Genomic DNA, 17,032 nt, shown 5'->3' with positions numbered 1-17,032 from the left:
TCTGACCATTGAACCGACTAATACATTCATGCCCGGTGTTGCTCGAAACATAACATTCATAAGCCAGTAGGAAATAGTATCGGTAAGGGAATTTGATTTTTTATTGGGTTTGGTCTGGGGGTAGTAATTTTTCTCAATTGCTTTCATGCTCATCTATTTATTCCTTCTTTTTATCAATTGAACCTAATGATCAATTGATTTCTCTGACCTAAAGTAGGCTCTCAAGATTGAAAAAGCATATTTACTCGACCAAAGAGTCCAAGTTATCGATCAACCCTATTTTAGGGGCCGATTGTTCGTATTCAAAAAAAAAGAGCAGCCGAAGCTGCTCTAACTTATCCTAAACCTTTATGCCAAGCTTATCTGCGGATAAGGATTTTTGTTGTTGTGGTAATTTCGTCGTTTGTAAGCTTTAATAAGTATAAGCCGTTTTCCAAATCTTGCAGTGATATCCTTGTCTGCCCCTCCAGCTTTTGAGCCATCAATAACCCACCTCTCAAATCAAATAATTGAATATTAGAAGTGGAAGTGTTAGGAGATATCACTGTCAACCAATCTGATGCCGGATTGGGATAGACACGCACTTCGTATTCACTATCATCAATAGCGGTCACTTCTCCCGGCTCTACTGTCGCGGTCACGGTCCAATCCTGAGTGGTACTTCCATCTTCTGCGGTGACAGTGTAAATGACTGGGTTTGTAAAATCCTGAGCGCCTTCCGGAGAAACAGTGGCACCTGATGATAAAGTGATTGTAGGTGTAAGGTTGGTTACATCCGTACTGTTTGCTACTTCAATAACTACAGTATGATTAGTGGCGTTTATAGCTGCTTCCTCTGTTTCCTCGGTCAATACAAAAGTCAAAATATCAGTCTCACTACTTGGTGCCTCAGTGACAGTTACGATCCAATCCTGAGTAGTAATACCATCTTCGCCTGTTATAGTATAAGAAACTGGAACCGAGAAGTCCTGAACGCCTGAGGGTGAAAATTCAGCACCTGCTGATAAAGTGATTGTCGGTTCAAGACTTGTCACATTGGTGCCATTTGCTACTTCAATTGCGACTGTATGATTAGTTCGATCTATTGTTGCATCTCCGGTTTGCTCTGGCAGCACAAAAGTCAATATATCGGTCTCATTGTTTGGTGCCTCAGTGACCGTCACTTGCCATTCCTCAGTGCTAGTTGGCTCCTCAGCAGTAATGGTGTAAGTCACGGTACTGCTAAAGTCCTGCGAACCAGAAGGAGTGATACTGGCACCAGCGGAAATCGTAATACTTGGCGTCAAACTAGTTAGGTCTGTGCCATGGGCTACCTCGATTTCAACAGTATTATTGATATTATCGATCGCTGCCGGCCCTGTCTGATCTGCCAAAACAAAGGTAAGGATATTGGTGTCAGTAGATTCTGAAACATCCCCTATCGAAATGGTCAGTTGTTGATCGAGGGTATGGCCATTACCATCATCAGTCATTACCAGAATCGAATAGCTGTTTTTCACCTCAAAATTGAAGCTTTCTGCGGTAAACAACTGACCTCCGGAAGTGGTGAAGGATGCATTGTCGTCATCACCAGTACCTGACACAAGGTTGTAGGTAAAACTGCCAGACAAATCTTCACCTGAAGTTGAAAATGTTCCGATCAATGATGAAGGAGCTTCATTTTCGTCGATCGTTGAAACATCAAGCGTTACGGCTGTAACAGATGCCGGAATGTCATTTATTGAGATAACAAAGCCTTCTGTAATCGAAAGACCACCTGCATCGGTAGAAGTAATATCAATGGCATATCCATTCAATGTTTCAAAATCAAATACCACCTTACTTCTGAGTTCATTGCCTACAATCTCAAAATTCGATGACTCTTCTGTACGACAAACGCCGCAACCATCTGCCACAGTGTAAGTGTGTGTGTCACCATTGTCAACGTCTTCGGTGGAAAGGATGCCAATCACCGTACCGGCGGGATTGCTCTCATTTATATTGTTGTTAGAGAGCATGATATCGGTTGGTGCTTCGTTGATGTCGTTCAATGTGATATTGAACTCTTTCTCTAATGTTTCACCGTCATCATCCTCTACAGAAATGTAAAAGAAGAAAGAAGAATTGCTTTCAAAATTCAATGATTCGAAGTCAGTGGTCACAAGATTACTTCCGATTACTTGGAAATAATCATCATCACTATTGTCAAACTCATCTACAACAGCGAAGGTAAAACCTTCATTGAAGTTGGCATCGACTCCTAACAAGGATCCTACGATAGTTCCAGGAGAACTCCCTTCATCAACAGTTGTTGAAGAGAGAATTATATCTGTTGGAGTAGCAATTGCTTCGGTAATCGAAACATCCCAATCCTGTGGAGTACCGTCTTCTGCAGTCACTGTGTAAGTCACTGTAGTGCTAAAATCCTGCTCTGTTCCACTCAACGGTGAAATAGCGGCATTAACCGAGACGGTAATATCCGGACTTATTGCCGAAATGTTCGTTCCGGCCACTGCTTCGGCCGTTATAGTATGAGCCCCATTATCAATGGCTGCACTTCCGTTAATCTCACTAAAAGTGAATACTGTGATATCATTCTCGGTGTTCGGAGCCACAGTAACCGTGACATCCCAATCCTGAACAGTGGCGCCATCTTCTGCTGTAACCGTATAAACCTGAGCGCTGGTAAAATCTACCTGAGCACCGCTTACTGGAGAGGCCTGTGCACCATCTGATAAGGTTAGAGAAGGTGCAAGTGTAATTACATCTGTTCCAAATACTACTTCAATATCAATCGTATGATTGGTTGCATCAATAGTGGCAGATCCAGTTTCCTCCGTCAACATAAAGGTGAGAATATCTGTCTCGGCACTGGCAATGAAGTCAATACCTACACTGCTTTCGGCGGTAGTAGCATTGTTGACCTCATTGGCCTGGTAATTAACAAAGGCTGAATTCTCAAAAGTAAACTGCAGGCTCCCAACATCTTCGCTGTTCAGATGACTGCTTGCATTTCCTCCTAAAGTTAGTACGGCGCTTAAACCATCTCCGGCAACTGCCAAAGAGGAGGTAAGACCGGTAGGAAGGTTTGTAATAGTGAAGTCATTTGGTGAACTCAGGCTTCCTCCTTGATTTGCAAAGAAATCATCAACTAGTCTTATCGTAAGTGACCCATCAATATTGCCATCATTTGCTGAATTTTCTTCAAACCCGTCATTGGTAAGGGTGTATTGGTTGACTTCATCTCCAGTGGCTCCTACGACGTACAACCTACTGCCACCAGGTCCAAAAATGAACCCTTGCGGAAAGTCTTCCTGGCTGCTTACAGAGAAAGTATTGACTAAATTAATTGTACCGGTTAGGTCATAGGGGGCATCCAATTTCAGTTCATCTATCTGATCGCTCAGCGCACCGTACAATACGAATAAGCTTGTACCGTCTCCATTGAAACTCAAATCATATAGGGATTCGCTTTCGACTTCATAACGCAAATTGCCATCATATGTCAGTCCGCCGGAAATGTCATAAGCATTATTGAACGTATAGTAGTAAATCCATTCACTTGCGTGGAATCCATTGGTAATAAAAACTTTCGTTCCGTCACCATTAAAGGTGAACCCTGAAGGCTGAGTCATCTGTGAACTCAGGTCGTAAGAGTGACCGGAATAGGTAACGCCCGAAGTAATATCAAATGCCAGGGTTAGATCATATTGTGCGATGACACTACCAAAGTTGGATGAGATATTATCGCTCAATACGAGCAGTGTCATTCCATCAGGACTAAACTGAAGATCCATAGCATCTCGGGTTTCCACAGATATATCCAGCAATCCTTCATATGAAACTCCACTGGTCACAACAAAAGGAGCGGCGAGACCATATTGGTAAATAGCATCATTTCTTCTCCCGGTCACAAACATTTTAGATCCATCTGCATTGAAAGTAACATTGGTTGGAGTGTCATCCTGGGTTGCTACATCAAATAACCCATCGTGGCTAGCGAATGTAAAATCGTAGAAATCTCCATAAGTAATTGCAGGATTATTATCTCTAAAAATAATACCCAGGTTACTATTGGCAGCAACTGCTCCTGCCACATTAGACGCCGGATTGGTAACGAATGCAGAATTTTGAAATGTAAATTCCAGCCCAGCAACTGAATTTATGGCTTGATGCTCAGTGACCTGACCACTAATTGTTAGGCTGGCAGACAATCCATCGGCAGCTACATTCAATGTCGGAATAAGGCCGACAGGAAGATTACTGATTGAATAATCAGAATTGAGAGTCAAAGTACTTCCGGCATTGCTAAACAAATCATCTGCTATATATAAGGTCGTGGTTCCTGCTACATTACCATCATTAAGTGCAACTTCATTGAAATGGCCCACATCCAGATCATACTGAAACACTTCATCATTGTCTCTTCCGGTAATAAACATCCGATCACCATTGGCACTAAAAGCCAAACCAGTGGCCTGCCCATCTTCGGAAGCAAAATTGAAAGGAGTACCTACATAGGTCACACCGGCTGTTACGTCATATGGAAAGGCCAGGCTATATTGATATACCTCATCATTTAGTCCAACGATATGCATTTTTCTTCCATCCTTGCTAAAAGCAAGTCCCTGGGCATTTGATTCTTCGCTTACTATGCTATAAGGGTTACCATCAAAAATAACTCCTGATGTAATATCGAATGGGTTTGTAAGACTATACTGATTGACTGCGTCTGATCCTCCTCCCAAAACAAATAATTTAGTACCATCTGGCTTAAAGAATATGGCAGCAGGGCCTGTTTCTTGATTGAGAATATTCAGCGGATTGCCGTCATCACTTACCCCTGATGTAATATCAAATGGAGTCGTCAGGCTGTATTGATGAATCAAACGTAAGTTCGAAACGACAAACATTTTCATACCGTCTGACGAGAACGTAACACCGGTCGAAACCTCCTCTGCAGTCAAACCAAATGAAGGTGTATTCATCGTTACTCCACTCGAAAGATCAAATGGATTAGCCAACGTGTATTGTTCTACATTGTCAAAAAAATCGACAATAAACATTTTGGTACCATCCGGACTAAAGGTTAAGTCCAGAGCCTCGTCGCCTATTGAAAAAGATGTCTCACTATAACTAACCCCATTGGTGACATCGAAAGCATCTCCATAGATCAAACCCGGATGGTTGTCGCTAAAATCAATGCCAAGATTAGAACTCGCCGCACTGGCATTTTCAATCAACGAAACGTCATTAGTGAAAGCTGAATTTTCAAATGTAAATATCAGATTCGATACATCATTGACATTTTGATGAGCTGTCGCCATTCCTGAAAGTGTAAGTACAGCACTTAGTCCGTCAGCGGCTACAGCCAAATTCGAAGTTAACCCAGACGGAATACCTGAAACCGCATAGTCCGTAGGTTCTGTTAGGTTCCCTCCTGAGTTGGCAAAAGTTGCATCAAAGACACGAATGGTCATGTCTCCTTCGACCCCACCACCATTATTCAAAACTTCATTAAATCCCCCTGTGTTTATATTAAACTCTGTTATATCTCCTCCTCCCGCAGCATCTGTGATGTATAACATAGAACCGCTATTATCAAACGCCATACCCGAAGAAGAGACGACTATGGAGGCAAAATTGAATGCCTGATCATAGGTAACTCCATTGGTTATATTGTAGGGAACGGTCAGTCGATAGCTATGCACACTCCGATTTAACCCGACAATCAACATGGTAAACCCATGATCACTGAATAATAACCCTGTAGGGTTTGGCTCTTGGGTTCTGGGATCAAAATTTCCTCGCAACGTCCAGGTTGAAGTCACATCATAGGCCACAGAAATACCATATTCATATATTCTTTGGCCAGAGCCTAAACCAGCTACAAGGAATATCGTGGTTCCATCATCATTAAAAGTTACTGCTCTTGGGTAAGTTGGATTTGATGAGGGAGTACCATCATAGGTTACTCCTGTTGTGATATCAAATGGAGTACTTAAGCTGAATTGATAAATCCCATGATTTTGAATCCCAGGAACATAAAGTTTGTCTCCTGAAGGGCTAAAAGTCATATCCAAAAGTGTAATATCATGCCCGGACATTGCAAGAGTCCCATCCAATGTCATTCCAAGATCCATCCTATAAGGAGAAAGAAGTGAGTATTGGAGAATTTGATCTGTAGCATTTCCTGCTATATACACTTTCGTGCCGTCTCCATTAAAAGCCAGGCCTTGAGGATTGCTCTCTTCTGCAATATCTACTGTATACCCTTCAGAGGCACCATTCTCAATACTGAATGAATACCCATAGCTCAGGTTAGAATTATTATCGACAAAATCAATCCCGATTCCACTCTCTGCACTTGTGGCATTATCTACTTCTGAGGCATTTCCTCCTACGAATGCAGAATTGTTGAAGTTAAATCCCAAGCTTGAAACATCATTGGCATCCTGATGCACGTTTGCTATTCCTGAAAGGGTCAAAGTGGCAGAGAACCCATCCGCTGCAACATTCAGGGAGGAGCTAAGGCCTGTTGGTAGGTTTCCAAGCGTATAATCTGTAGTGTAGGTCAATGTGCCACCTGCATTGGTGAACGTCTCATCCTGAATATAGATGGTCAGACCTCCCTCAACTGCTCCATTGTTGGCACTGGCTTCATTGAAACCGCCGGCATCAAGATCATATTGAGCAAATTCATTTTGGCTTCTACTTAGCAAATAGATCATTCCTCCGTCGGGTCTTACAGTAACTCCCAATGGGCCTGGATTGGATGGACCAAACTGCTGATCAGAAACATCAAGGCTCTCAGAAAACGACATAGAAGCAAGGTCATAGGGATTTACCAAATCGTAGGCATAGATTTGATCATTGACGTTGCCTACTGTATATAATTTCTTGCCTCCATTTGCAAACGTGATATCATTTACAAAATCGTCTTCGAATCCTAAATTGAAAGAAATATCATCGTAAGCCACACTTGATGTGATATCAAAATTTGTGGTGAGGCTATACTGATGAATTTTGTCATTGGCACTACTAAATACAAACATTTTGGACCCAACCTCATTGAATGCAACAGACACAGGGCTTCCTCCCTCATTTGAAACACCATACGATCCCTCAAAAGAAGCCGTTGTAATATCAAAAGTAGAAGTCAGTGAATACTGATGTACAGCATGCGTGACACCACCTGTCATAAATAGCTTCATGCCGTCCGAGCTGAATGTAAAGGCAGTAGGAAATGCATCCTGAGATCCCACTGAGAAGTTGCTGCCAAAATCAAATCCTCCAGAGACATCAAACTTATCGGTCAAGATTAACTCATAAATACGATCATCTGAAAACAAAAGAAACATGATAGACCCATCGGCATTGAAAGCGAAATCGGGATGCCCATCTCCTGTAATTCCTGAAGTTCCTGCTAGTGTAGCATTTACAAGTTCAAATGCGCTCCCGTATTGCAGCGCTTTGTTGTTGTCATGGAACTCCATACTCGTGCCCGTACTTTGATTAACTGCATTGACCACATCAGCGGCATTGCTGTTTACAAAGGCGACATTGAGAAAGTTAACTGTCAAGGAATTGACCGCGTTGATGGCTTGATGATTATTAGCAGCCCCTGTAAACGAAAGCGTCGCATCTTGTCCATTCGCATCTACTGAGATAGAAGCAGTCAACCCAGTAGGTTTATTTGGAATGGTGAAATGAGTGCTTTCCAATAGCGTTCCTCCTGCATTTACAAAGAAGTCATCAACGAGTTTAACAATCATGGAGCCGTCTACACCTCCCAAATTTTCGGCGTTTTCTTCAAAATTTGAAGTAGGCGCATCATATTGATGTACTCGATCCGTATCAGATTCTACTATTAATAACTTTGTACCGTCACCACTCCAGACTATTCCGGTAGGACGACTCCCAATACTGCTTATGTCCAATGTAACGCCAGTGTAAGACACACCTGAGGTAACATCAAATGGTGTGGTAAGTTGATAAAGATGAATTTCATTTAAACCAGCAATCAACATTTCTGTGCCGTCACCATTAAATGTAATAGCAAATGGACTTGTACTCTCACCAGCCACACTAAATGGGCTACCGTCAAAACTTACACCTGAAGCGATGCTGAAGGGAGTAGTAAGGGTATACTGATTGATGTCACGACCGGAACTACCCACCACATATAGCTTGGTTCCATCATTGTTAAAGGATATTCCTTGTGGAGTAGTTTCCTCGGTACCTACATTTAAAGAGACATCATCATAGGTAACTCCAGATGTAACATCGAATGCTGATGCGAGAGAATACTGAAAAATTCTTCTTTGATTGCTTCCTATAACAAACATGCTCATACCGTCATTACTAAAAGCCAAATCTTTAGGAGTGAATTCCTGAGTAATTACACTGTATAATCCGTCAAAAAGCACAGAAGAAATGTCAAAAGCATGTTGAAGACTGTATTGATTTACTTCTCTTCCCGACTCACCGATAACAAACAATTTCATACCGTCACTTGAAAATTTAAGCCCTTGAGGAGAATTTTCCTGAATAGAAATAAGATGGGAAGTTTCAAAGGTTATATCTGGATTAAAGTCGTATGCAAAATCATAGGTCAACTCCGGATTATTATCATTAAAATCAACCGAAATGGCACTGTTGGCTGCAGTAGCATTGGCAACTCCTGCAGCATCATCACTGACAAACGCAGAGTTTTGAAATGTAAATTGCAGGCTGGCTAAATCGTTCACATTTTGATGGTTGGTTGCACTTCCAGAGAAGCTCAATAATCCATATGAGCCGTCGTCACCTACTGATATGACAGGCGTCAAACCAGTCGGGAGATTGTCAACTGTAAAATCAACTCCAGAGGTCAAAGTGCCACCTGCATTGGTGAATGTGTCTCCCGATATTTGAACACCGGCAGACTGCGGAAGTGAACCGTCATTGACGTCAGATTCGGTAAAAATTGAAGTGTTGAGCTGATATTGACCGACCGAGATGGTACCACCAAAACTACCGGCTACAAATAGCGATGCACCATTTCCACTAAACGTCATGCTTCCAGGGATGGCATAGTTTGCTCCTACATAGAATTGAACATTGTCATACGACATGCCTGAAGTAACATCGAATGGGGTAGTCAAGCTGTATTGAGCAATTGCATCATGCGTTATACCTAAGATGTACACTTTCTTTCCATCCTGACTAAACGCAATGGTTCTCGCGTTATTTATCTGCCCGCTATACTTAACGGAAGTACCTTCAAAAGTGACTCCGGATGTAATGTCAAATGGGCTAGCCAGATTATATTGATTAACATCTTTACCTGATGCACCCAGAATAAACATTTTAGAACCGTCCTTGCTAAAATCTAGGTCGAATGGACTTGAATCTTGCCCAGCTACACTATAGCTTGTAACATAGGTTGCTCCTGCAGTAATATCGAATGGAGTATTCAGATTGTATTGATGTACCTGGTCATTCACAATACCAACAACAAACATTTTGGAACCATCACTACTAAAGGCCAGACCACTGGCACTTGTCTCCTGAGCAGCAATGCTAAATGGCGTGCCGTCATCCGAACCACCTGCAGCAATGTCAAAAGGATTAGTAGGTGTATACTGCAGTATCTGGTCGTTGATGGCGTCCAATAAGTACATTTTGCTACCATCTGTGCTAAAGGTCACGTCACCATTTACCGGCAACAAAAAATTGTCGACAAAACTTCCTCCAGATGTAAGGTCAAATGAAGATCTATAGGAGAGCGATTGTGAATTGGCAACAAGTGCCAACATCATAAACATAAAAGATAGTAAAATCGTGAGCAGCGCCTTGTCTATGTGCACCCAATGTTCTTTCAATTTGTCAAATACAATTGGCTTGATTGTTTCATTGATTTTCATGGCATAAAGGTTTTTGTTCATGTTCCTTTATTGCGCTGAAATAAAAAGGTATACACCAAGTCACTTTTTTGTAAGCAAACAGGGTTTCAATCACTCATGTCCAAAAAAACCTTTTGATAAATATTGATCAGATGTATACCTTTAGGTACTAAAGCTATTAATGGATAGAAACTTGGATAAGGAGATTATTGAACAACTAAAAAAAGGTGATGACAACCTTTTCAAAAGTTTCTATATACAGGAGAGAAATAAATTTCTGTCCTGGTGTGCCGGAGAATTGCTGATGGCTACGGAAGAGGCCGAAGACTTCTATCAGGAGGCGCAAATGTACTTGTACGAAAACATTGTTTTGGGAAAACTGGATGAGCTGACCAGCCAATTGAGCACTTATTTGTATGCGATTGCAAAAAATCAAATCAAGATGCGAAAGCGAAAGTCGGCCACTACAACCAAACATGAAGATCGACTCAATGAACATCTGGTATTCCTGAAAGGTACAGAAGAGACGGATAGTGATAAGGTGGCAACTGCTCAGTTGATCAAAGAAGAAATTCGGCGGATGCTGGAGCCGTGCAAAACCTTGTTGCGATTGTTTTACTACGAGAGTTTGTCATTCAAAGACATCGCCCATCGAATGAGATATAAGAATGACGGCGTAGCTAAAAACCAAAAGAAAAGATGTCTTGAAAGGTTGAGAAAAAGTACCCAACAATGAGAAAAATGGAAGAGGCTGAAGTTTTCATCAGAGATTATTTCAATGGAAGGCTAAGTACGGAAGAAAACCAATCTTTTAGGGATCGGTACGACAATGATGCCGAATTTAAAGTGTTGGCAGACCAGATAGAAGTAGAACTATTGGGTATTCGATCGCATGGGCGTGAGCAGCTTAAATCAAAATTTCAATCCTGGGACGAAGAGGCCTCTTCAGAATTTGTCAAAAGGCCCTTTCCATTTTTCAAAATGGGAATAGCGGCCTCCTTGATTCTGGCCTTTCTATATCTAGGTAAAATGCTTTTGCCCTCCAACCGAGAAGATCTCTTCCTGGCTTATTATCATCCTTATGAGAATTTTGAATATACGCCTACAAGGGAAGAAGTTGAAGCCAGTTCCGATAAACATAAGGCTTACACCGAATACGATGCTAAGAATTACGCTAAGGCAGCCCTGTTTTTTGACAAGGTGATATTAGTTGATTCCATGGATGTCCCAGCCATTTTTTTTAGAGGATTGTGCCAAATTGAAGCGCAATCATATGAAAAGGCCTTAAGTGACCTAATGACAGTTATTGAAAGTAATGATCCCTATTATTCGGATGCCGCACTTTGGTACATGTCGCTCATAGAATTAAAATTTGATCGCCTGGACAAAGCCAAACGATATCTGGAAAGACTCCACTCATCTAAAGACTATCAAGCCAGAGCACATAAACTTCTGGAGGAACTGAACTAGTCTATCGACAGATATCTATTTTTGATTATCAAAATTAGAGGTACACATGTCAGTAAAAACAGAACTGCCAACAGGCTTGCTAAATTAGAATTACCGGTTTTGATTGGACTATCGTCTCCAATCAACACAAAGCCACCCCAGTAAAACGGGTGACGGGCCTTCCCGGTGGCAGTTGCAAGGTATTGTTTTCTTGCATTGTTTAGAGCTTCACTTTTGGATTGACCATCCTTAAGGTTTTGATAAAAATATTTCATTAATTCCGGAGTGGACTTGTCCGAAGCGGGCCACAGACTGACTACCGTTGCTGGTACTCCCGCGTAAGCAAATGCCCGCGAAAGGCTCATTACGCCTTCTCCTTTCTTGATCTTGCCAAAGCCTGTGTTGCAAGCGCTCAAGGTGACCATTTGTGCATTAAGATCCATATACGCAATTTCGTGAACGTGAAGATAACCATCGTTCAATGTATCACTGCCAATGTTAAATATCATGCGGGACTGCTTTGGATCCTTGTCGTCTACCAGGGCATGTGTAGCTAAATGGATCATCCCATACTTGTAGGCAATGTTTTTGAAGTTGGATTCAGTTGCTGCTTCTTTTATAAATTTTTTGCCCTTAAACATCTCAGAGATCGTCGTGACCTCATCGAAGGCTCCTGGGATTGATGACAGTTCACTTCTGACGGCATCATCTGATGCTAAGAAATTATCAGTACTGAAGTCAGGTGCGAAACTTACTAAACCATAGGACTTCGAGACATTATCTTGACTCTTTTGATCTAATAATTGAAAAATGCTATTTCGATAGTTGACATTGAATCGGTCCATAAGTAATGAATCCCCGGAGGCATCAAGGGCCAATAGTTCAAAAGGAATATAGTTAAGTATTCCATCGGGAATGATCGTTAGTTTTTTGGAGGACACGTGCTTTAGGAAATCTGTCATATCATTGGTGATCGATAACTGATACATCTCTTCTGTAGGGTCTGAAAGTCCTTCTCGCATCTTCACGACTTCCTCCTGAAATGTAGAGTCAACTGAAATTTTTATATAGGACAGCGACCCATTATCAATTAAAAATGTATAAACATAATCTTTTGCAGTATGCATGGTCAACACCGGATCAGTACTCAATTCCATCAGATTTTCTGTACTGATTTGTCTAAAGTGGTTGTATTGCGCCTGATTATCAATTTCTTGCTGTATAGAATCAAGTTCATCAAAGTACTGGTATAGCAGAGAGGACCCTTCTTTTAAAGAATGGATACTGACCATACTTTTGAGTCTGGCTTTTTCGGCCAATAAAGCCTGATAATCTTCACTATCGCTGACTGCGGCCTCTCCAGTTATTTCGTTCAGTAGAAATGACTTATTGTTTTCGGTAAACGAGAAAGCCATTCTCAAATCATATGGATCACCGGTCACTTTATATTTCTCAATGTAAAAAAAGACGGCATGATCATAAAAATCGTCTGCAATTTCAAGACGACTATTGTCCCCTCGTATGGCCTTCCTGACCAGGTCAATTGTGACGTTAGTTTGATGGATTACATCCAAAGCTGATTGCATAATTTCTTCGGACGGATTCTCACTCCACATCTGACGAAGAAATTCTAGTTTGCTGTTCAGTAACTCTATCTGCCATCGTGTGCCACGATAACGCATTACCTTATTTGAATCGTAGGGTACAAAATACTGATTCATCAAAAGTGAACTATCCATGTAAATCATGGCCAAATCATAGGATTTCATACCGAAATAAGCATCTGCTAAATTACCCATGATCGGAATAGCGTTCGGCCCCTTCAATTGATCAGTCGATCTTTGCAATTCCAGAGATTGAAAAAGATAATTCAATGCTTTCTCGTATTGCTCACCAATAATATTTGCCATACCTATTTCAAGATAGGTACGTAACAAAGGCGCTCGATTATCTTCTAATTGTTTTTGAAAAGTAACAATATCATCAAAAATCTCTTGTGCTTCCTTCCAGCGATTGAGTCCCGCAAGCGCCCTCCCTTTTGAAAGGAGTGAATTATAATAGTAAGGTGTACGATAATTTGAATTGAGCTCACGATACGACTGCAGATGCTCATTAATAGCCTCCAACGCCTTTTCATACTCCTTCATGTCTTTATAACAAGCAGCCAAAAACAGCATGTTATGATAATACCCATACGCTTGGGTCTGGTTATTGCGACGATGCATTTCTGTCACAGCGATTAAATATTCTTCGGCACGTTCATAATCTCCCAACATCATATAGTTGAGCGCAATATTTCCAGCCATGACAGATCCTGATGGCCCCAGATTGTTGAGATTCATATTTTGTGCGTCAAATGGAACCCTCATTACTTCCAGGGACTTTTCATAATCTCCTAACCTGTAGTAGAGCCACGAAACAGTTCTGTAGGTATTCGGAAGTAATTGACCACTGCTGTCAGCCTTGGTATAATATTGCATCTTTTGGACCATGTCGTATGCGCTATCCAGCAGATTACGAAGAATATATGATTCTGCCAGGGTCTTGTATGCATGTCCCAAGAAAAATGCTCCTTTGAAATCATCAACTGACAACATGCCTATTGCCTCACGTACCAGTTGATTACTTTCTTGCAATTTTCTGTCTTTAATTAATAGATACCCTTTTAGTACCAAAAAAGCCTTTAAAGGTTCTTTATTATCAATACCTCTTGCTAGTTGCTCAGTTCGTTCATAATAATGATATACCGAGTCCATGACCTCTGTCTCTTCGTAAATCTGTGCTCTTTCCAACATATTGTAGGTGAGTTCTAACGAGTCTTCACCTAGCATCATGAGGCTTGAATCCAGTTGAATTAATGCACCCTTAAAGTCCCTTATGTTTCTTAAAGAATCTGCCAGCTTATAATGTGTGGTGAAACTTTGCTCCAAAGGGCTAAATTGGCCTTTGCAGACCTGTGTAAGGATTAGGGTGAGTAGCGCTAGGCAAACATTTTTCATATCAAAAAGGTGCTAAGGTGAACGAAAATATAAAAATTGGGCTATATAAACGATGATATGCAAATTGATAAAAGATTATACATTTGAAGTTTCCGACTGTCCTTTGGTATACTCATAAACTACAGTCAAAAGCTCAATAGGGTTGAATGGTTTTGAAAGGAAATCATTCATACCTACCTCAGCGATTTTTAATTTGACATTGTCATAAGTATCGGCTGATACTGCCACTATCGGAATATTTTTTAAGTCCAGATTGTCGAGTGAACGTATAGTGGCCGTTACCTCATAACCATCCATTTCTGGCATTTGAAGATCCATCAGGATCAAGTCATAGTCAGCATCGAACACCTGTTCTAATGCCTCTTTTCCGGAAGTAACCACATCACTAATCAAACCCCATTTGTCAAGAAACTTCTTCGCCATCATCAAGTTGATTTCATTATCATCTACCACCAGTACGCGTTTGTCTTTGACCTCCTCCTTCATCAGCTCGTCATCCACTACCACTGCTGCATTGGCATGTGCTGCCTCTTCCATGTAAAGCGAAAAGTAAAACTTAGATCCCTTGTTTACTTTACTTTTCACAAAGATTTGACTATCAAACAACTTGATCAGTTTTTTAGTAATAGCAAGCCCCAAACCGGTTCCTCCGTATTTTCTTGTGGTATCCGCATGTGCCTGTGTGAAGCTCTCAAAGATAAGTTTCAATTTATCTTTAGATATGCCAATGCCAGTATCTTCCACAGCAAATTCCAATTTCACCCTACCATTGCTTTTCGCCAATAAATGAATAAGCAATTTGATTTCGCCTTTTGGTGTAAACTTGAAAGCGTTGCTAATCAGGTTATTGAGAATTTGAGTAAGTCTTGCCGGATCACCTTTGAGCATTGAAGGAATATTGTGATCAATAAGAATGTTAAATTTTACTCCATTCTCACTAGCCTTTTGTTCGTAGGTGTTGCCAAGACCTTTCGTAAGCTCTCTCAAATGAAAATCAATATGCTCAAGCTCTACATTGCCTGACTCTACTTTACTATAGTCGAGGATATCATTGATCAAAATCAATAGATTTTCCGAAGAAAATTTTAGCGTTTTCAAGTGTTCGAGTTGATTCTTTTTAGGGTTTTCGTCGAGAAGCAAATGAATCGTTCCAATTACCGCATTCATCGGTGTCCTAATCTCATGGCTCATGACCGAAAGGAAGTCAGATTTCACTCTGGCGGCAGTCTCGGCTTTTTTGATGGCCCTTTTTAATTTTTTGTTCTTTTTCTTAATTTTTTGAGTACGATGGTCTATAATTTTCTCCAGTTCCTCTTTTTGCCATTGAGCTAGACTTTCATTTACTCTCAACTGATCGATCTGCTTGTTAAGAGCCTTTCTTCTTTCCTTCTCCCTGATTTTTTTCCGTTGGGACAATCCCATTGAAAATACTATAATCTCAGCGAGAAGACCATATTTTACAAAATTGGCCTGAGAGGTAGATGGATTCCAGAGTATCACATCTATCAATACCATGATCACCATTGCAGCTGTGCCATAGATAAAATATTTTACCATCTCATACTTCGAATCATAAATTCTGGAGATCAGCCCAAGAACAAGAAGCACGTTGATGACAATTGCCACACGCAGTACATCTGTGACAATATAAATTTCACTGGTAAAGTGAATTACTGCTACTGATAAAACGAAAATGGAAGTATTTGTCCAAGCAGTAATCTTGATCCATCTATGATAAAGTACAAAGTGCTTTCTGGCACTGATAAAATCATTGACAAAAGCCCAATAAGCAGCTGCTGCCAGAATGGTAGTAGGAACGAAATAAATAGTTAGCCAGGGTACATTGTTGAAGAAGTATTCCCTCAGAATGTCCGTAAGAAAGAGGTAATTAATTGCCGTACAGAAAAGATAAATGGCATAATGCAAATAGCCTCTGCTTCTGGTGGATGCATACATGAACAGGTTGTAGAACATGATGATCCAAAAAAGTCCTTGAAATATAAAGTCTACAATGTGTCTATCTAAAATTTTATAAACCCAATCAGCTCCACTGATCAGGTGAAGATCAAATTCGGGATCGTTGTGCACCTTTTCCTCAATTCGGATATACAATTCTTGTTTGGCGTTGGCGCTCATGAGTAAAGGGACGTAGTAGCTTCCCTTCGGCACCGACTTTACGGTTTCGGGGTACAAATAACCACTCTGCTCAATTTGCACGACGGAATCATTCTTCACATAGTAGCAATCGATATAATCATTTTTGCCAACGTAAAGCAGGTATAGTTTAATGTTGTCCAGATTGTTCTCGACAATTAACTTTCCCCAATAGACATTACTTTTTGAGAGCGGAACATTTATTTGGCTAAAAAGCGGATTCTCTTTCAGGATATCGGAAATGGTCAATTCGCCTGAAGGGTCGACCAAAATCTGGAGGTGGTCATTTAGCGACAATGAATCCTTTAGGAAATATTCGGGGTGAACAACGTCTTGATCTGAGCCATATATGTTGAACCAACAGAAAAGGATCAACAAACTCAAATAAGATTTAGCGCTTTTCACAACAGGTAAAATTTCCTAAAAGTTAATCAATTTATTATTCTTCCCAACTTCGATTTCTGCGGACTATTCAATGATATTGTATTTATATTTAATCCAAAAATGAACCCCTCTATGATTTCCACATTTTTTGAAATTTCCAGTCATACAATATGTTTACAG

Annotated in this window: 5 protein-coding genes; 2 read left to right on the top strand and 3 right to left on the bottom strand. The window is 40.7% G+C overall.

Going from position 1 to position 17,032, the window contains the following annotated elements; genetic code table 11:
• Positions 1-359: 359 nt before the first annotated feature.
• On the bottom strand, positions 360-9,887 hold the full coding sequence (locus tag ABJD64_RS04405; RefSeq protein ID WP_348177801.1) for a T9SS type A sorting domain-containing protein: 9,528 nt from the start codon (positions 9,885-9,887) through the stop codon (positions 360-362).
• Between the two features lie 160 nt (positions 9,888-10,047).
• On the opposite strand from ABJD64_RS04405, the gene ABJD64_RS04400 reads away from it, so the two are divergent.
• Positions 10,048-10,602: a sigma-70 family RNA polymerase sigma factor gene (locus tag ABJD64_RS04400; protein WP_348177799.1), complete on the top strand. Its 555-nt coding sequence runs from the start codon at positions 10,048-10,050 to the stop codon at positions 10,600-10,602.
• Positions 10,599-11,336 (top strand): hypothetical protein, encoded by a 738-nt coding sequence (locus ABJD64_RS04395; protein ID WP_348177797.1) that lies wholly within the window; start codon positions 10,599-10,601, stop codon positions 11,334-11,336. Before ABJD64_RS04400 ends, ABJD64_RS04395 begins: the two co-directional genes overlap by 4 nt.
• Here ABJD64_RS04395 and ABJD64_RS04390 read toward each other — a convergent pair.
• The gene (locus ABJD64_RS04390; RefSeq protein WP_348177795.1) at positions 11,333-14,314 is read right to left on the bottom strand and encodes a CHAT domain-containing tetratricopeptide repeat protein; all 2,982 of its coding nucleotides are present in this window, start codon (positions 14,312-14,314) and stop codon (positions 11,333-11,335) included. The two genes, ABJD64_RS04395 and ABJD64_RS04390, sit on opposite strands and share 4 nt — an antisense overlap.
• Before the next feature lie 75 nt (positions 14,315-14,389).
• Complete coding sequence (locus ABJD64_RS04385; RefSeq protein ID WP_348177793.1) at positions 14,390-16,873, bottom strand: response regulator; 2,484 nt, start codon at positions 16,871-16,873, stop codon at positions 14,390-14,392.
• Positions 16,874-17,032: the final 159 nt, after the last annotated feature.

It is taken from the genome of Reichenbachiella sp. (assembly GCF_039944555.1).
In the GTDB taxonomy this organism is placed as follows: domain Bacteria; phylum Bacteroidota; class Bacteroidia; order Cytophagales; family Cyclobacteriaceae; genus Reichenbachiella.
This window is presented reverse-complemented; position numbering and strand designations above follow the sequence as displayed.

Excerpts from the sequence above, each read along its gene's own strand:
- ABJD64_RS04400 (WP_348177799.1), top strand. The coding sequence starts at position 10,048 with ATGGATAGAAACTTGGATAAGGAGATTATTGAACAACTAAAAAAAGGT.
- ABJD64_RS04405 (WP_348177801.1), bottom strand. The coding sequence starts at position 9,887 with ATGAAAATCAATGAAACAATCAAGCCAATTGTATTTGACAAATTGAAA.
- ABJD64_RS04395 (WP_348177797.1), top strand. The coding sequence starts at position 10,599 with ATGAGAAAAATGGAAGAGGCTGAAGTTTTCATCAGAGATTATTTCAAT.
- ABJD64_RS04390 (WP_348177795.1), bottom strand. The coding sequence starts at position 14,314 with ATGAAAAATGTTTGCCTAGCGCTACTCACCCTAATCCTTACACAGGTC.